The sequence below is a fragment of the Streptomyces bugieae genome (assembly GCF_036352915.1).
GTDB lineage: Bacteria > Actinomycetota > Actinomycetes > Streptomycetales > Streptomycetaceae > Streptomyces > Streptomyces endophytica.
The window spans coordinates 88,174-106,136 of sequence record NZ_JAZBJP010000013.1 but is presented as its reverse complement, the minus strand read 5'-3'; the positions used below and the strand labels follow the sequence as shown (position 1 = coordinate 106,136).

General features: G+C 71.9%; 13 protein-coding genes, 1 tRNA gene and 2 pseudogenes. 7 read left to right on the top strand and 9 right to left on the bottom strand.

Translation table 11 applies throughout. The features are described 5' to 3' along the window. Positions 1–8 precede the first annotated feature (8 nt). The 3 genes from V2J85_RS21405 to V2J85_RS21395 all read left to right on the top strand — a co-directional run bounded on the left by V2J85_RS21405 (position 9) and on the right by V2J85_RS21395 (position 4,101). Complete coding sequence (locus V2J85_RS21405; RefSeq protein ID WP_330822475.1) at positions 9–2,492, top strand: phosphoribosyltransferase; 2,484 nt, start codon at positions 9–11, stop codon at positions 2,490–2,492. Further along, positions 2,489–3,373 (top strand): HAD family hydrolase, encoded by an 885-nt coding sequence (locus V2J85_RS21400; protein WP_419836818.1) that lies wholly within the window; start codon positions 2,489–2,491, stop codon positions 3,371–3,373. The genes V2J85_RS21405 and V2J85_RS21400 overlap by 4 nt, the downstream gene beginning before the upstream one ends. Before the next feature lie 104 nt (positions 3,374–3,477). Next, entirely contained in the window at positions 3,478–4,101 is a 624-nt protein-coding gene (locus V2J85_RS21395; protein ID WP_261957143.1) for an O-methyltransferase, read from the top strand. An 81-nt stretch (positions 4,102–4,182) separates the two neighbouring features. Here the strand turns inward: V2J85_RS21395 and V2J85_RS21390 are convergent, their stop codons facing one another. The 7 genes from V2J85_RS21390 to V2J85_RS21360 form a co-directional block, all read right to left on the bottom strand. Next, positions 4,183–4,401: an FmdB family zinc ribbon protein gene (locus V2J85_RS21390; RefSeq protein ID WP_030806040.1), complete on the bottom strand. Its 219-nt coding sequence runs from the start codon at positions 4,399–4,401 to the stop codon at positions 4,183–4,185. Between the two features lie 25 nt (positions 4,402–4,426). Next, positions 4,427–5,560, bottom strand: a complete 1,134-nt coding sequence (locus V2J85_RS21385; RefSeq protein WP_330822474.1) for a sugar kinase — start codon at positions 5,558–5,560, stop codon at positions 4,427–4,429. Next, complete coding sequence (locus V2J85_RS21380; RefSeq protein WP_261951758.1) at positions 5,557–6,177, bottom strand: bifunctional 4-hydroxy-2-oxoglutarate aldolase/2-dehydro-3-deoxy-phosphogluconate aldolase; 621 nt, start codon at positions 6,175–6,177, stop codon at positions 5,557–5,559. Before V2J85_RS21380 ends, V2J85_RS21385 begins: the two co-directional genes overlap by 4 nt. A 292-nt stretch (positions 6,178–6,469) precedes the next feature. Continuing rightward, entirely contained in the window at positions 6,470–7,615 is a 1,146-nt protein-coding gene (gene dgoD, locus V2J85_RS21375) for a galactonate dehydratase (RefSeq protein WP_330822473.1), read from the bottom strand. A gap of 327 nt (positions 7,616–7,942) precedes the next feature. Beyond that, a complete protein-coding gene (locus V2J85_RS21370; protein WP_330822472.1) occupies positions 7,943–8,647 on the bottom strand; it encodes a FadR/GntR family transcriptional regulator in 705 nt (234 codons plus the stop codon). A 296-nt stretch (positions 8,648–8,943) separates the two neighbouring features. Continuing rightward, a complete protein-coding gene (locus V2J85_RS21365) occupies positions 8,944–9,777 on the bottom strand; it encodes a DUF4383 domain-containing protein (RefSeq protein ID WP_330822471.1) in 834 nt (277 codons plus the stop codon). 306 nt (positions 9,778–10,083) lie between these two features. Then, on the bottom strand, positions 10,084–11,469 hold the full coding sequence (locus tag V2J85_RS21360; RefSeq protein ID WP_330822470.1) for a coiled-coil domain-containing protein: 1,386 nt from the start codon (positions 11,467–11,469) through the stop codon (positions 10,084–10,086). A gap of 142 nt (positions 11,470–11,611) precedes the next feature. Between V2J85_RS21360 and V2J85_RS21355 the strand changes: the two genes are divergently transcribed. Continuing rightward, positions 11,612–11,683: transfer RNA gene (locus V2J85_RS21355), tRNA-Val, on the top strand. Between the two features lie 105 nt (positions 11,684–11,788). Here the strand turns inward: V2J85_RS21355 and V2J85_RS21350 are convergent. Then, a pseudogene (locus tag V2J85_RS21350) lies at positions 11,789–12,025 on the bottom strand (site-specific integrase); the annotation flags it as partial. A gap of 157 nt (positions 12,026–12,182) precedes the next feature. Here V2J85_RS21350 and V2J85_RS21345 point away from each other — a divergent pair. The 3 genes from V2J85_RS21345 to V2J85_RS21335 all read left to right on the top strand — a co-directional run bounded on the left by V2J85_RS21345 (position 12,183) and on the right by V2J85_RS21335 (position 17,661). Beyond that, positions 12,183–13,223, top strand: a complete 1,041-nt coding sequence (locus V2J85_RS21345) for a DUF1152 domain-containing protein (RefSeq protein WP_419836819.1) — start codon at positions 12,183–12,185, stop codon at positions 13,221–13,223. 409 nt (positions 13,224–13,632) lie between these two features. Then, positions 13,633–13,965, top strand: coding sequence for a trypco2 family protein (locus V2J85_RS21340; RefSeq protein ID WP_261951764.1), 333 nt, complete (start codon positions 13,633–13,635; stop codon positions 13,963–13,965). 141 nt (positions 13,966–14,106) lie between these two features. After that, entirely contained in the window at positions 14,107–17,661 is a 3,555-nt protein-coding gene (locus V2J85_RS21335) for a tetratricopeptide repeat protein (protein WP_330822468.1), read from the top strand. Between the two features lie 86 nt (positions 17,662–17,747). Here V2J85_RS21335 and V2J85_RS41395 read toward each other — a convergent pair. Beyond that, positions 17,748–17,906 (bottom strand): annotated as a pseudogene (locus V2J85_RS41395) (site-specific integrase); the annotation flags it as partial. Between the last annotated feature and the right edge of the window lie 57 nt (positions 17,907–17,963).

Here is a 17,963-nt window from a genome sequence, read left to right as displayed (position 1 = left end):
CGAACGACATGAACGGTACGACGGAGGAGACGGAACGCGTGGTCTGGACGGGAGAATGGGTCGCCGGCCGGCTCGGCGTCTCGCTGAGCGGCGGGGACGAGCTGACCGGCCTGCTGGGACTCGCGCTGCGGCGCAACCCCAAGCGGGCCCACCTGCTCGTCTCGAACGTGCTGGGCAAGCACGTGCCGCAGCGGCCGGACGCGGTGCACGGCGCCGGTGTGGGCCTGGGGCGCCGGGTGCGCACGCTGCTGGGTGACGAGGCGGCCGCCCGCGCCGTCGTCCTGGGCTACGCCGAGACCGCCACCGGCCTCGGGCACTCCGTCGCCGACGGCCTGGCGCTCGCGCCGTATCTGCACTCCACCCGCCGGCCGGTCGAAGGGGTGGCCCACCAGGCCGGGTTCGAGGAGGAGCACAGCCACGCCACCTCGCACCTGCTGCTTCCCGAGGACCCACAACTCCTCGCGGGAGACGGGCCGCTGGTGCTCGTCGACGACGAGTTCTCCACCGGCCGGACGGTCCTGAACACCATCAGCGCGCTGCACACCCGCTTCCCGCGCGACCACTACGTCGTCGTCGCCCTGGTCGACATGCGCTCCGACGCCGACCGCGGCCGGCTGGAGGAGTTCGCGGCGGAACTGGGCGCCCGGGTCGACCTCGTGACGCTCGCCGCGGGGGGCGTACGCCTTCCCGAGGACGTCCTGGCCCGCGGTCAGGCGCTGGTCGCGGAGCACGAGGCCCGCACGCAGCCGGTACCGGCGGCTCCACACGGCCCGCCCGGATACGGAGCCGGCGGCCGCGCGGACGCCGTACGCGTCGACCTCGGCTGGCCCGCCGGGCTGCCGGACGGGGGGCGGCACGGCTTCACCCCGGCGCACCGCGCCCGCCTGGAGGCCGTACTCCCCGACCTGGCGGCCCGTCTCGCCCCGCATCTGGACGGCGCCCGCCGCGTCCTCGTCCTCGGCAACGAGGAGCTGATGTACGCGCCGCTGCGGCTGGCCGGGGCGCTCGAACCGCACCTCGGCGCTGACGCGGAGGTCCGCTTCTCGACCACCACCCGCTCGCCCGTCCTGGCCGTGGACGACCCCGGCTACGCGATACGCACCCGGCTGTCCTTCCCCGCCCACGACCGGCCCGCCGACGGCCCGGGGGAGCGGTACGCCTACAACGTCGCGGCCGGCAGCGACCCGGCCCGCCGCTTCGACGCCGTCGTCGCCGTGGTGGACTCGCACGGCGACCGCCCCGAACTACACGCCGCCGGAGGGCTGCTGGACCGGCTCGCCGGCCACACCGACCGGCTGCTGCTCGCCGTCATCCCCTCGTACGCCCCGCAACCCCAGGCCGCCCCCATGCCCCTGCCCGAGCCGCTGCGCGGCCCCGCCTTCTCCTCCTACGACGCCGACGAGGTCGGCTGGCTGCTGCAGGACCTCTCCGACGTCACCCTGGAAGCGCCCACCGAGGAACGCGAGGAGGCGATCCAGCGCGGCGGCGCCCACTACGCCGAGTCGCTGCCGGTCGAATACCAGCCGAGCGAGCGCTACCAGGCGCTGTTCCACAGCGCGCTGCAGAGCTCCGCGCGCCGGATCGCGCGCGCCGTCGGTACCGTCACCGAGACCGTGCTCGCCGAGCGCAGCCCCCGCCCCGTATTGGTGTCCCTGGCCCGGGCCGGCACCCCCGTCGGCGTGCTGATGCGCCGCTGGGCCCGGCACGCACACGGCCTCGACCTGCCGCACTACGCCGTCTCGATCGTCCGCGGCCGGGGCATCGACACCACCGCACTGCGCTGGCTGGCCGCCCACCACGACCCGGCGGACGTCGTCTTCGTCGACGGCTGGACGGGCAAGGGCGCCATCACCCGCGAACTCGCCCGGGCCCTGGCGGACTTCCCCGGCTTCGACCCCCGGATCGCCGTGCTCGCCGACCCCGGCGGCTGCGTCGAGACCTACGGCACCCGCGACGACTTCCTCATCCCGTCCGCCTGCCTCAACTCCACCGTCTCCGGCCTCATATCGCGCACGGTCCTGCGCGACGACCTGGTCGGCCCGGACGACTTCCACGGCGCCAAGTTCTACCGCGAACTGGCCGGCGCCGATGTGTCGCGGGCTTTCCTGGACGCGGTCGGCGCCTGCTTCGACGAGGTCGCCGAGGACGTCACCGCGGAGGTGAAGGAGCTGGCCGGCGCCGACCGGGCCCCCACCTGGGAGGGCTGGACGGCCGTCGAGCGGATCAGCGAGGAGTACGGCATCCACGACGTCAACCTCGTCAAGCCCGGCGTCGGCGAGACCACCCGCGTACTGCTGCGCCGGGTCCCCTGGAAGATCCTGGCCCGCCGCGGCGCCGGGACCGACCTCGACCATGTCCGTCTCCTGGCGGAACAACGGGGCGTACCCGTCGAAGAGGTCGACGAACTCCCCTACACCTGCGTGGGATTGATCCACCCGCGCTTCACCCGCGGCGCCACCGGTGCCGACGGCAAGGCGGTGGTCTCCTCATGAGCGGCCGGCCCCTCGCCCACCACCACCCTTCCCCGGAAGCGCTGCGCGCTGCCCCTCTTTTGGTCGCCAGCGATCTCGACCGCACGCTGATCTACTCGGCCGCGGCCCTCGGCCTGGCCATGCCCGACGCGGCGGCCCCACGGCTGCTGTGCGTCGAGGTCTACCAGGGCGCACCGCTCTCCTACATGACGGAGACGGCCGCCGGGCTGCTCGCCGAACTCGCCGCCGGCACCACCTTCGTGCCGACCACCACCCGCACCCGCGAGCAGTACGGCCGCATCCATCTGCCCGGCCCGCCACCGGAGTTCGCGATCTGCGCCAACGGCGGCCATCTGCTCGTCCGGGGCGAGTCCGACCCGGACTGGCGGCGCACGGTCGCCGAGCGGCTCGCCGCGCAGTGCGCGCCGCTGGACGAGGTCCGGGAACACCTGGTCCGCACCGCCGACCCCGCCTGGCTGCTCAAGGAGCGGGTCGCCGAGGACCTCTTCGCCTACCTCGTTGTGGAGCGGCCGCTGCTGCCCGACACCTGGGTCAAGGAGCTCGCCCGCTGGGCGGAGGAGCGCGGCTGGACCGTCTCCCTGCAGGGCCGCAAGATCTACGCCGTGCCCCGGCCGCTGACCAAGAGCGCGGCCGTGGCGGAGGTGGCCCGCCGTACGGGGGCGTCCCAGGTGCTCGCCGCCGGTGACTCCCTGCTCGACGCGGACCTGCTGCTGGCCGCGGACCGCGGCTGGCGGCCGGGCCACGGCGAACTGGCCGACTCCGGCTGGCGGGCCGACCACGTCACCGCGCTCGACGCCCGGGGCGCCGCCGCGGGCGAGGAGATCGTCCGGGCCTTCCTCGGGGCTGTGGATAACCGCGGGGCGGCCCCGGACCTCGGCTAGTCTCGCGAGGGCGGTCGGCCGCAGTTCCGGTGATCGGCCGACACCGTCCTTGATCCGGAGGAGAGCCAGTGGCCGAGTCCAAGAGCACGCCGATCACGGCGGAGATGTACGACTACGTCCTCGCGCACAACCCGCAGCTGAACCCCGCCCAGCGCGAGATCGTGGACCTCACCCACCAGAAGTTCCCCGACGCCGCGGGGATGCAGTCCGCCGAGGAGCAGGGGGCGCTGCTGGCGTTCCTGGTACGGCTGATCGGCGCCCGGCACGTGGTCGAGGTCGGCACGTTCACCGGCTTCTCGGCGCTGTCCATGGCCCAGGCGCTGCCCGCGGACGGCACGCTGGTCGCCTGCGACATCTCCGAGGAGTGGACGGCGTACGGCCGGGAGGCGTGGGCCGCCGCCGGCGTCGCGGACCGCATCGACCTGCGGATCGCGCCCGCCCTGGAGACGCTGCGGGCGATGCCGGCCGAACCGCACATCGACCTCGCGTACCTCGACGCGGACAAGGGCGGCTACATCGCGTACTGGGAAGAGCTGGTACCGCGGCTGCGGCCGGGCGGCCTGATCGTCGCGGACAACGTCCTCTACAAGGGCGAGGTCGTCAACCCGGCGGCCACCGGATCGGCGCTGGCGATCCGGGCGTTCAACGACCATGTGCAGGCGGACGCCCGGATGGAGGCGGTGATGCTCACCGTGGCGGACGGGGTGACGCTGGCCCGCAAGCGGTAGCGGGCATGTACGGGCGGGCAGCCGACCGGCCGCCCGCCGACGGGATGACGTACGGCCCGCCGCGGGGCGGGCCGTGGCGGGTCAGCCGCAGCAGCCGCCCCCGCAGCAGCCGCCGCCCCCGCCGCTGGGCGCGCTCCGGGCCGGGGCGGCCGCCGAGCCGCCGACGGCGACCGTGGAGAGCAGCTTCACGGTGTCCTCGTGGCCTTCCGGGCAGACGGCCGGGGCGGAGGACTCGGCCATCGGCCGGTTCAGCTCGAAGGTGGAGCCGCAGGGGCGGCACCGGTATTCGTAACGAGGCATGGCCACAGATTAGCCGCGCCGCCGGTCAGCGCACGACGGTGCCGGGCGGCGCGCCCAGCAGGCCCAGCTCGGCACGGGTCGGTGCGCCCTCCCAGTCGCCGTGCGAGGCGACCGCGAACGCGCCGGTGGTGACGGCCCGCTCCAGGCGTTCCGCGGGCCCCTCGCCGTCCAGCAGCGCCGAGAGGTATCCCGCCACGAACGCGTCCCCGGCACCCACGGCGTCCACGGCGCGGACCGGTGTGGCGGGCCGGTGGAGCGCCCCCTCGCCGGTGAAGACCGCCGCCCCGTCCGCGCCCAGTTTCGCCACCACCTCGGCGACGCCCAGGTCCAGCAGCGGCGCGGCCCGCTCGGCGAGCGCGGCGACCCGTCCGGCTCCGGGCCCGCCCGCCCCGCCCGCCCCCTCCGGCAGGCAGAGCGGGAGTTCGTCGTCCGAGGCGATCAGCACGTCCACGAACGGCATCCACTGCCGGAGCACGGCCGCCGCGTCCTCGGCGGTCCACAGGCGGGCCCGGAAGTTGACGTCGAGGCAGATCAACGAGCCGTCCCGGTGGGCCAGTTCGAGGGCGTGCCGGGACGCCGCGCGGGCCGCGGGGCCGAGGGCCGGGGTGATGCCCGTCAGATGGAGGACGCGCGGCGGCGCGGCGTCGAAGGCGGCCTCGACCGCGTGCGCCGTGAGCCGGGAGCTGGCCGAACCCGCGCGGTAGTAGTGCACGCGGGTGACGTCGGGCAGCCGCGGCTCGAACATCAGCAGCCCGGTGGGCGCACCGGGATCGACGGTGGCGCCGGACACCCCGACGCCCTCGGCCCGCAGCGTACGGAGCACCAGCTGCCCGGCCTCGTCGTCGCCGACCGCGCCGGCCCAGCGCACGGCGTGCCCGAGCCGGGCCAGGCCGATCGCGACGTTGCTCTCCGCCCCGGCGACGGACACCTCCATCGTGCCGCCGAGCTTCAGCGGTCCGCTGCCGCGCAGCGCGACCATGGTCTCGCCGAAGGTGAGGACGTCGGGCCGGCCGGGCCGCGCCGGGGGAAGCGGCCGCGCGCTTGCCTCCGCCTCCTCCGCCGACGCCCCCGGGCCCGCTGCGTCCTCTTCCGTCCCCGGCCCCGGGCCCGCCTCCCCGGCCGCCGAGCCCTCTCCTGCGACCGGGACTCCTCCCGTCATCGGGCGCATACCGCACGGAACTCCGCCGCGCGCTTGCGCAGCTCGTCCAGATCACCGCCGTCCGCCGCGTCCCCGACCAGCGGTGAGCCCACCCCCACGGCCACCGCCCCGGCGTCGAAGTACGCCTGCGCGATCGCCGCGTCCACCCCGCCGACCGGCACGAACGGCAGCTCGGGGAAGGGCGCGCGGAGCGCCTGCAAATACGCCGGACCGCCCGCCGACGCCGGGAACAGCTTCAGCGCCGAGACACCCAGCGCCTCGGCCGCGATCACCTCGGACGGCGTCAGCACCCCGGCGAGCGTCGCCAGCCCCTGCCGGACGGACTCCTCCAGCCCCGCCCCCAGACCGGGCGTGACGATGAGGTTCGCTCCCGCCTCCGCGGCGCGCCGGGCGTCGCCGCCGGTCAGGACGGTGCCCGCGCCGATCCAGGCGGCATCGCCGAGCTCGGCGCGCGCCCGCCGGATGACGCCCAGCGCGTCCTTCCCGCTGAGCGAGATCTCGACCAGCGGCAGCCCCGCCTCCGCGAGGGCCATGACCGTACGGAAGGACGCCTCCGCGTCACTGCCCCGGATGATGGCGACCAGCCGCTCGGTGCGGAGCGCTGTGCTGAAGTCCATGGCGTTTCCTACTTTCTCCCGTTCCCGCCCGGCAGATGCCAGGCAGGTGGGTCGTCCGGTCGCGCGGGTGCTGCCTCCGACTCCGATTATTCCGGTCCGGACTGACAGGCGCGCCGGACAATACGGCGCCGGTCGGGTCACCATTCAGCTCACCGGTCGGCTGATCGTCCGGGGCACCATCCGGCTCACCGTTCGGCTCATCGTCCGGGGCACCATCCGGCTCACCGTTCGGCTCACCGTTCACTCGCCGTCCGGGTCACCATTCGGCCCACCGTTCGGCTCACCGTCCCGGTCACCATTCGGCGAACGATCCGTCCTCATGGCGCCACACCGGGTTCCGCCAGGCGTGTCCGCGCGCGTCGGCGGCCCGTACGGCGGCCTCGTCGACCTCCACGCCGAGGCCGGGACGTTCGGTCCGCAGCAGTGAGCCGCCGTGGAAGCGGAACGGCTCCGGGTCCACGACGTAGTCGAGCAGCTCCGCGTCCCGGTGGTAGTGGATGCCGAGGGACTGCTCCTGGATGAGGAAGTTCGGGGTGGTGAAGGCGACTTGGAGGCTGGCGGCCAGGGCGACCGGCCCGAGGGGGCAGTGCGGGGCGAGCTGCGCCCCGTAGGTCTCCGCGAGCGCGGCGATCCGGCGGAGTTCGGAGATGCCCCCGGCGTGCGAGATGTCGGGCTGGAGGATCGCCACCCCGGCCTGAAGCGGAGCCAGGAACTCCCGCCGGGTGAAGAGACGTTCACCGAGTGCGAGGGGGATGTTGGAGGCGTTGACGAGATCAGGGAGGGCTTGCATGTAGTCGGACAGCACCGGCTCCTCGACGAACATCGGTGCGTGCTCGGCCAGCAGGGGGAGGAGCCTGCGGGCATTGGCGGGGGAGACCCGGCCGTGGAAGTCGAGACCGAAGTCCCGGTCGTCGCCGAGGACTTCCCGTGCGGTCTCGGCACGCTGCAGGCACGCCCGTACCTCGGCGCGGGTCGCCACCGGGCTCATCCGGCCGCAGCCGTTCATCTTGACGGCCGTGAAGCCGGCCTCGGCCTGTGCGGTGACGGCGTCGCGGATGGCTTCCGGTTCGTCGCCGCCGACCCATGCGTAGGCCCGGATCTTCTCGCGGACCGGTCCGCCCAACAGCTGGTGGACGGGCAGGCCGTGCCGCTTGCCCTTGATGTCCCACAGCGCCTGGTCCAGCCCGGCGACGGCGGACGACAGGACGGGCCCGCCGCGGTAGAACCCGCCCTTGGTCATGACCTGCCAGTGGTCCTCGATCCGCTCCGGTTCCTGGCCCAGGAGGTACTCGGCCAGCACCTCCACGGCCGCCCGCACCGGCTCCGCCCGCCCCTCGACCACCGGCTCACCCCAGCCGACCAGCCCCTCATCGGTCTCGACCCGCACGAACATCCAGCGCGGCGGAGCGAGGAAGGTCTCGATACGGCTGATCTTCATGCGGATCCCTCCGGAGCGGTGGGCCGGCCCGGTGGGGCCGGGGCGGGGGCTGGGCTGAGGCTGTGCCGTTTTCGTTGGTTTCCGTGACGGTGGTTTCTGCGAGATGGCTTCCGTGACGGTGGTTCCTGCCCCGTGCGGAGAGGGGCGTAACGGGGCGGCGGCAGGGCATGCGGGAGCTGCGCGGTGGCGGAAGAGCGAGACGTAGCGGCAGCGGTAGGAGCCGCAGCCGCAGCGGTACGGGCGAGCAGGAGCGGTACGGGCGGGCCGCAGAGGTATGGGCGAGCAACCGCAGTGCTGCGGGCGGGCGACAGCGGTCCGTGCGCGTGCCTAGGGATGCTCGCGTGCCGACTTGTCCAGCAGTTCGAGCATCGCCATGTACGCGCCGTCCACGTCCCGGTCCCGCACCGCGTCGCGGACCGTGGCGTGCACCGCGTGCGGGTGCTCGAAGGCGCCGTCGGCACCGAGCACCGCCCGGTCACGCTGGACGAGCACCGGCACGATCACCCGGTGCATCTGCGCATAGAACCGGTTGTTCGACGCGATCAGCAGCGCCGTGTGGAAGTCCGCGTCGGCGCGGACGAGCAGCTCCGGATCGTCGTCGGTCGCCGCCATGGTGCTCAGCGCCGCGTCCAGGGCCGCCAGGTCCTCGTCGGTACGGCGCTCCGCGGCGAGCGCGGCCGCGGCCGGCTCGATGGAACGCCGCAGTTCGAGCACGTCCGCGAAGAAGTCGGAGGACACACCGGCCGCGAGCTTCCAGCGCAGTACGTCCGTGTCCAGCAGGTTCCACTCCGCCCGGGGCAGGACGAACGTCCCACGCTGCTGATCGGTGCCGAGCAGTCCCTTGGTGGTCAGCACCTTGACCGTCTCGCGCAGTACGGTCTGGCTGACGTCCAGCTCCGCCATCAGTTCCGGCATGACGAGGGACTCGCCCTCGCCGTAGACGCCGTTGAGGATCCGCTTGGCGAGCGCTTCGACCGCCGCGTGCTGCACACCGCTCCCCGCGGCGGGGGCGGGCTGCCCCGACCGGCTCATGCTGCCACTCCCTGCTTCTGCCTGGCCTCCGGTCCGACGGGTCCGACGCGTACGCCACTCGATGCGTCTCGGGGCGCGCGGCGTCGGGTTGGGCCGTACGCCATCCGATGCGTGCGTGCCACGCCGGGCCGTACGACGTCCGATGTGTCCGACAACCGATGTGTGCGAGTACGACGTCCGATGCGTCCGACGCCGGGCCGTACGAGGTCCGATGCGTGCGACGTCAGGGCGTGCCGAACCCCGATCCCTCCTCGGCACGCCCTGACGCCTCCGCGCGACGCCGGCTCACGGTCGGCTCACGGCTCGTTGCCGCCGGAACCGCTCGCGCCGCCCGCCCTACTGGATCCGCTCGTTCCGCTCGACCGGCCGGACGCCCCCGGCCCGGTACCGCTGGTGCCACCGCGACCGCTGCCACTACTGTCACCGCCTCCGGCGGGGCCGTGCGCCTCGGTGGCCGTACTGCGGCGGATGCCACTCCCGCTGGTCCCGGGCCCGAACGAACCACGCCCGGCGTGCGACGCACCCTGGATCTTGACGAGCATCGCCTGCCGTCCGGCCGTCATACCGGATACGGGATGCCACTCGCCGCGGTCGAAGCGTTCCGCTTCCTCCGGGTGCCGGGCGCGCCAGTACGGGTTGTCCGACGGGAGGCCGCCGCTGACCCGTCCGTACATCCCGAAGACCATCAGCATCAGGCCCACCACGAAGCTGAACAGCACGTTCTGGATCTTGAAGGCGAGGAAGTTCGCGTCGGTCTGCAGCAGCGCCAGGTTCACGAACCCGCTGAGGAGGAAGAGGATGCCGAAGATGAGGTTGAGGTTCGAGGCGAAGTTCCCGCCGATCACCATGCCGGCGAAGAGGATCACTCCGACGACGATCGACAGCACGCTCAGGGCGCCGTTGGTCTGCAGCCCGGCCACCATGTCGCCGCCGGTGTCGAAGAAGCCGATGTTGTGGGTCAGTCCGAGGACGCCGAATGCGAGCAATATCAGGCCCATCACGCCGGCGCCGATGCGGTAGACCCTGCTCAGCCCGTGGTCCACGGGCAGATGCTCATCGAGCCGGGTGTGTCGCTTCGCCCGGTGGAACCGCCCCCCGGGCAGAGCCTGGCCAGGAGCCCCAGTAGCCATGTCCGGCCTCCTTTGCAAGAGGTACCGCCTGGGCCGTACTCAATCCAATCTCCAGGATCCGCCCACCCGCCGCATCGCGCCATTGCTCCCATGGCGCGGCCCCGGCCGGGACGACGCGTTGAGGGGGCGGGCGGTACGGGGGTGGCCGCGTAGGGGAGTGGGACTGACGCGGGGCGGGGCGGTGTGGATACGGGCGGCTGACGGCGGACGCCGCCACGCCACGTACGGAGATCAGCTGGGCCGTCCCGTACGGAGATCAGCTGGGCCGTCCCGTACGAAGACCAGCCGACCCTCCCCGTACGGAGATCAGCCGCCCGTCCCCGTACCGCCCCGGGCCTCACGAATCTCCTGCACCACCCGGGCGGCCGTCCGCCGTACCGCCTCGGTCTCCGTCAGGAAGTGCCACCAGTCCGGATGCCGCCCCTCCAGGCCCGCGACCGCACGGTCCAGCCGCGCCACCGCGTCGTCCAGCGGCTGCGCGTGCCGGGGGTCCGGGGTGCTGCGTCCGGCCATCGCCAGCCGCTGGGCGTCCCGGATCGCGAAGCGCGTCCGGTCGACCTCCTTCTGCCGGTCGAACGAGACCGCATCGAGCCGCTGCAGCCGGTCACCGGCCGCCGACACCGCCTCGTCGGTGGTGTCCAGCAACGCCCGTACGGTCGCCAGCCGGCTCGTCGCGTCCGCCCAGCGCTGCTCGTCCCGCGCCTGCTGCGCCTCCCGCAGCTTGACCTCGGCCTGCTCGACGGACTGCGCGGCCTGCTCCGGCACGTGCTGCAGGTCCTGCCAGCACGCCGCGCTGTAGCGCCGGCGCAGCTCGCTGAGGATCGGCTCGACCTTCCCGGCCCGCGTCGTGATCGCCTGCGCCCGGGTCCGCAATGACACCAGCCGTTTGTCGATCTCCGCCGCTCGCGCCGGCAGCCGCTCGGCCTCGGCCCGTATCTCCCCGGCCTTGCGCTGCACGTCGTCCGCGCGCCGGATCGTCTCCTGGACGCCGTGCTGCCCGGCGCCCTGGTTGAGCTTGGTCAGCTCGGGGCCGAGCGCGGCCAGCCGGGCGGCGAGCTCGTCCGCCCGCAGATCCTGCGCACGGACCGTGTCCAGCGCGTTGCTCGCCGCCAGCAGCGCCTGCCGGGCCCGCTCGACGGCGGGAGCGAGCTGCGCCAGCTGGGTCTCGGCGGTCTGCAGCAGCGGCGCCAGCCCCTGCGCGAACCGGTCGAGCTCACCCTTCACCCGGTTCAGCTCGTCCTTGGCACGGGTCAGATCGGCCCGCGCCCGCGCCACCGCACCGCCGTCCAGATCGTCCCGGTCCAGGTCATGGGCGTCGACCGCGGTGATGTACGCCTGGCTGACCTCGTCGATCCGCCGCCCGAAGTCCTCGTAATCCTGCGCGGCCTGGCGCGCCCGCGGCGAACTGTCGACCGCGGTGATCGTCTCTATGGTGATCCGCAGATCCCGCTGCGCGGTGTCCAGCTCGTAGAACGCCGCGGCCGCGGCGTCCTTCGCGGCCTGTGCGTCGGCCCGCTGACTCTCCCCGCGCCCGAACCACCGACGCGTGCCGCCACCCGCGAACGACATCGTCGCCACCGCAGCCACCAGCGGCAACGGCAACAACATCAGCCCCACCACGTCACGGACCGGGCCACCTCGCGCACGACGACGTTCTCGCTGCTCAAGCGGCTGCGTATGTGTCGCCGTCACTTCCCTCTCCCGATCGGATCGCCCCAGGACCGAATGTCATTCTCGCACCCACCGGAAACGAACACACCGGCCGGTAAGTTCGCACTTCGCCCACTGGATTGCAGACCAACCCCGACGGCAAGGTAGTCTGTCGGCTCGGCCAGGGCGCATAGCTCAGCGGTAGAGCGCTGCTCTTACAAAGCAGATGTCACAGGTTCGAATCCTGTTGTGCCCACTCCTTACGCAGAACGACAAAGGCCCAGGTCATCCGATGTGAACTCGGATTCCTGGGCCTTGATCGTTTTCTGCTGCGGATACGGGACCGCCGGGATCGTGCCACTTACGTGCCAGACGACCCGTGCGAGCCGCTCCGGTCCGGCTTCGCCCGCCGGATCTGCTCGTCCACGTGATCGGCAATCGCTTGATCACGACCGTTGACCAGGTGTTGCAGCTGCTGGTAGATCGACGCCGCACGCACGGACGAGTGCCCCATGCGGTGCATCAGCTCAAAGGTGGTCGCGCCGCCGGTCGCGGCGAGTGTGTTGCCCGTGTGCCGTAGATCGTGGAAGTGCACGTCAGATCGTGGAAGTGCACGTCCGAGAGGCCGGCGGCGGGCAAGGGTGGGAACTGACGAAGGCCAGAGCAGGGCTTCCCGCCCCGCAGCCCGTACGCTGACGCATGTGACGCGTTTGATCGTGGCAGCGGGAGGAGGCGGCGACGCGGTCGCCGCTGCGATGCTGAACGCCGCCCTCTATGGCGACGAGGCTCCGGCGGTGGTCCTCACCTACGCATGGGACCGCCTCTTGATCGACCCCGTCCCGGGCCCGAGAGGGCCGGCCAATTTCACCGGTCTCCGCCCTCTCACCCGAAGCGTCCAGACGGTGCCCGCCGACGCGACACCGATTGCTCCCGCGGGCTCGACGCTCCCCCGACTGGCGGCTGAGCTCCCGCAGACCTTCGCGCTCATCGACCCCCACCACGGCGCCGAAGGCATGGTTCGCCAACTCGAAGAGCTCGTCCAGCACTTGGAGCCCGACTCCATCGACCTCCTGGACGTCGGCGGCGACATCCTCGCCCAGGGCGACGAGCCCACCCTCCGCAGCCCACTCGCCGACGCGCTCACCCTCGCAGCATGCTGCGAACTCAACTTCCCCGTACGGCTCCTGGTCGCCGGCCCCGGCCTGGACGGCGAACTCCCCGCCGACTCCCTACGCGACCGCATGGGACCTGTTGTCCTGACGTTCACCGCCGAGCACGTCACGCCCGTCAGCTCGGTACTGGAGTGGCACCCTTCCGAGGCAACGGCCATGCTGGCCGCCACCGCACGAGGCGCCCGCGGTCTGTGCGAAGTACGAGACGCCGGCCTACCGGTCCCGCTCACGGACGAAGGCCCCGTCGTGTACGAGGCCGATCTCGACGAGGCCCTGACCCGCAACCAACTCGCCCGGGCCATCCTCGCCACGGAGAATCTGCACCAGGTCGAGCAGCACAGCCGGGACATCTGCGGCTTCTCCGAAATCGACTACGAGCGCAACAAGGCCAGTTGGCTCGGCAGCCAACCCACCCAGAAGCTCGATCCGGAAGCCGTTGTCCACCAGCTCGACGAGTTCGAGGCCGATGCTCGGCGCCGAGGAATCACGCACACGACGTTCCGCCGGCTCACCGAAGCTTTCGGACTGAGCGGCAACCAGCGCCAAGACCTCAGAGCACTACTCCTCAGCCGCCGCCCGGAGCAGTACCAGGCCCCGCTCTGGCACATCCCGTCGGATGCCTGAGTAACAACTTTCTCTACGAGTTCGAGTTCAAGGCGGCTCGCTCCGCTCGCCGCGCGCGGCCCGACCCCCGGCCGGGCCTGCGCTCCTGTCTCCGCCCCGCCCCGCTCCAGCCCGGCCAGTGCCCGTCCCGCGCGCTGAACTATCAGTCGCCTGCTGTCAGAGAAGGGGTACGTCGTGGCTGGGGCGGTCGGCTCCACGGCTTTAGGGCAGCCACCTCGCGACTCTCAAGGCGCTCATCTTGCACGCCAGGTTCATATGCGATCACAAATGGTGCGCGCCTTGGCGAGTTCCGTTCATTTGTTGGCGCATGAAGGGGGGCGGGAACTACTCGGTTGGGGTGGGTCGTCTGCGCGGGTGCGCTGTTCGGTGAGCACGGCAGTCGTGTGACTTCGAAAGGGAGGGGGTCGAGGTGGCTGAAGAGATCGGGATCGCGGAGGCAGTGGAGCATCTGCGGGCGGAGTTGGTGGAGGCAGCAGCCGGCAGTGGTACCGGTCCGCGGTTTGAGGTGGGACCGGTCGAGCTGGAGTTTTCGGTGGAGATGCGCAAGGAGGGCAAGGGCAGGGCCGGGGTGAAGGCATGGGTGGTGTCGGCCGGTGCGGAAGCCTCGGTGTCGAAGGCGTCGGTCCATCGGGTGAAGCTGGTACTGACACCGAAGGACACCGTGACCAGCGGCGCGTATCACGTGCGGACCGACCGGCCGGATGCGACGGGCGAGATGCTCGGATCCCGGTTCGGCGAGTAACCGGGGAGGCATCACCCCGCGCGGGCATAGGCGTGGGGATCGCAAATCTGGAACCGGGATTCAAGGCTGAGGAGGCCGGGCGGGGTGGATGCGGCTCGGGTCGCGGTGGTGCGCTCTGGTGGTGCCCAGGGGTCGGGGTATGTGCTGGGCGGGCGGCTGGTGCTGACCGCGGCGCACGTGCTCAAGGACCGTGCACAGGTGTCGGTGCAACTGCCCGGGCGGCCTGGGCGGGTGCGGTGCCGGGTGGTGTGGGACCGGTTCGAGGACGGCCCGCAGGGATGGGACGCGGCGCTGCTGCTGGCCGGGGAGGAGCTGTCGGACAGGCCCTTGCCAGCGGTGCGGTGGGGGCGGATGGTGACGATGCAGGCCTGCCCGGCCCAGGCACTGGGCTACCCAGTCGTGGGGAAGGCCGGCGGGGATGCGGTGTCCTGTGTGCAGCGTGACGGGCGGGTCTTGCCTCTCAGCGGCCGGGATCGTGACCGGTACGTCCTGGCCGGGGACATGGGGGCCGAAGCTGTCGACGGCGGTTCACCGTGGGGCGGGATGTCCGGGGCCGCGTTGTGGTGCGGCAGCACACCGGGGATGCCACCGCTGCTGACAGGGGTGGTGGCCGGAGACCCACCCGGCCACAGCCACACCCAACTGGAGGCGGTGCCCGCCTATGTGCTGGCTTCCGATCCGGTGGTACGGGAGCTGGTCGAGGAGCACACCGGCCGGGCGATGCTGCTGGAGCCTGCGGACTTGCAGCACGTCATCGACCGCACCGCCAGCCCCCGGCCGCCGCGTTCCCCGGCTGATTTGCTGCGCCCGGAGCAGGCCGTGGTGTCCTTCATGGGACGTGAGGACCTGCTGAAGGACCTGACCCGCTGGTGCCAGCCCACCCCGAACCAAGCACAGCCCGACGCTCCCGCCGGGGCGGCGGCCGGGATCTGGTCGTGGGGCGAGAGCCCTGTCCAGGCACGGCTGCTGACAGGGGCGGGCGGTGCCGGTAAGACCAGGCTGGCCGCCGAACTCGCCCTGCGCATGACCGGCCAGGGCTGGACCGCGATCCGCCTGACCACCGATACCCGGACGCCGCTGGATTCCCTGTCCCAGGTGCGACGGCCGCTACTGGTCGTCGTCGACTACGCCGAGACCCGCACCCCGCAGCTTCACGCCCTGCTTGAGGCGGTCGACCACGACCAGACCACGGGCCCCGTGCGCGTTTTGGCTCTGGCCCGCGCCGCCGGCGACTGGTGGACCCGGGCCAGCGCACAGCCCCACAGCCAGGCTCTGGCCGCCGCCACCGTCACGCCGGTCCCCGCCCTGCACCACACCCTTCACGACCGCGCCACTGCCTACCGGCAGGCCCTGCGTGACTTCAGCACCCGGCTGCGCCGGGTTTCTCCCGGAACCGATTGGGCAGCCCTCCTGCCTGCTCTCATCGCACCGGGTGCACTGCCCGCCCCCGCCTTGACCGGATCCGAGTTCGACACTCCCTTGACGGTGCAGATGGCCGCTCTGCTTGCGCTGTTGGATGCCACCGGTATCCCACAGCCCACCGGCAGTCAGGCAGCCTCGCTGGAGGGCCGGCTCCTGGGGCATGAGCAGAAGTACTGGGACGAGACCGCCAACAGCCCGGAGCGGGGGCTGACCGGGGAGCGCAGCGGAAGCGAAACCCGTGCGCTCGCCGTCGCCCTGGCCTGCCTTGCCCCCGCGACGGACCGTGACCACGCCCGCATGCTTCTGGCCCTGCTTCCTGGTCTGGCTGACGACGGCGCGACTGCTGTCCGTGGCGCGCTGGCGACATGGCTTGCCGATCTTTACCCCAGCCAAGCAGGCTCCGTATGGGGCAGCCTCCAGCCCGACCGGATCGCCGAGTACCACCTCGGTACCCAGATAGGCCGTGAACCGGCCCTGTTCACGCGCGTCCTGACCGTCCTTTCCGACACCCACGCCGCCCATGCCCTGACGGTCCTGGCCCGCACCGCCCAGCACCCTCATCATCACGACACCACCAGGAACATCCTGTGCGCTGCCATCGCCACCACCCCGACAGTGCTGGGACCGGCCGCCCTGACCACCGCAACACGTACTGCCTACCCCGCACCACTGATCACCGCCCTGACACACCTGACCCGCACGACGCACGACGTCGCTCTGCTGCACCAGCTCAGTGACCAGCTACCGGACTCCACCCTCGCGCTCAACGAGTGGGCCGTCGCCCTCTGCACGGCCTTGGTGGAACACCACGACACACAAGATCCCGACCTGCCTGGCCTCGCCACCTCGCTGAACAACCAGTCGAACCGTCTGGCGGCTCTGGGTCGGCGGGAAGAGGCGCTGGCCGCCATCACCCGCGCCGTCGACATCCACCGGACCCTGGTCGAGCAACGTTCCGACGCCTTCCTCCCCGACCTCGCCACTTCGCTGAACAACCAGTCGAACCATCTGGCGGCTCTGGGGCTGCTGGAAGAGGCGCTGGCCGCCATCACCCGCGCCGTCGACATCCGCAAGACTGTGGTCGAGCAAGGCTCCGACGCCGCCTGTCTCCCCGACCTCGCCGGCTCGCTGAACAACCAGTCCATCCGACTGGCGGCTCTGGGGCTGCTGGAAGAGGCGCTGACCGCCGTCACCCGCGCCGTCGGCATCCACCGGACCCTGGCCAAGCAACGCCCCGACGCCTTCCTCCCTGCCCTCGCCGGATCGCTGAACAACCAGTCGAACCGTCTGGCGGCTCTGGGTCGGCGGGAAGAGGCCCTGGTCGCCATCACCCGCGCCGTTGACATCCGCAAGACCCTGGCCGAGCAACGCCCCGACGCCTTCCTCCCCGACCTCGCCAGCTCGCTGAACAACCAGTCGAACCGTTTGGCGGACCTGGGGCGGTTGGAAGAGGCCCTGACCGCCATCACCCGCGCCGCCGAGACCTACCAAACCCTGGCCGAGCAACGCCCCGACGCCTTCCTCCCCGACCTCGCCACTTCGCTGAACAACCAGTCGAACCGTCTGGCGGCTCTGGGCCGGCGGGAAGAGGCCCTGGTCGCCATCACCCGCGCCGTCGACATCCACAAGCCCCTGGCCGAGCAACGCCCCGACGCCTTCCTTCCTGCCCTCGCCGGCTCGCTGAACAACCAGTCCGTCCGTCTGGCGGCTCTGGGTCGGCGGGAAGAGGCCCTGGCCGCCGTCACCCGTGCCGTCGACATCCGCGAGACCCTGGTCGAGCAACGCCCCGGCGCTTTCCTCCCCGCCCTCGCCAGCTCGCTGAACAACCAGTCGAACCGTCTGGCGGCTCTGGGGCGGTTGGACGAGGCCCTGGCCGCCGTCATTCGTGCCGTCGACATCCACACGACCCTGGTCGAGCAACGCCCCGGCGCCTTCCTTCCTGCCTTCGCCACCTCTCTGGACAACCAGTCGAACCGTCTGGCGGCTCTGGGGCGGTTGGACGAGGCCCTGGCCGCCGTCACTCGTGCCGTCGACATCCGCGAGACCCTGGTCGAACAACGCCCCGATGCCTTCCTCCCCGCCCTCGCCACCTCGCTGAACAACCAGTCCATCCGACTGGCGGACCTGGGTCGGCGGGAAGATGCCCTGGCCGCCATCACCCGCGCCGTCGACATCCGCAAGCCCCTGGCCGAGCAACGACCCGATGTGTTCAGGGAGGACCTGAAGAGAGCCCTCCAGCTACGCGAGTTCTTGAGACGAGCTCCGGAGGAGTAAATCCGCGGCCCGCCCCATCCCTGTCGCCTTCCAAGCTCCGTACGGCGGGGGCCTTTGACATCCCGGTTTGACGTCAGCGGCGCTGATCACCCGGTCCCGGGACGCTGCTTCAGCAGACGGTCCATGTGTCTCACGGCCTTCTGCTGCGCCTCCTGCACGAGGTGCGTGTACCTGTCCATCGTGATCGCGATCTGTCTGTGACCGAGGATCTCCATCACCACGCGCGGAGCGACACCGGCAGCGGTAGGGACTGACGGCGCCGTCGTCCCTTGGGGCCGTCCTCATACGTGCACCTCTCCCCG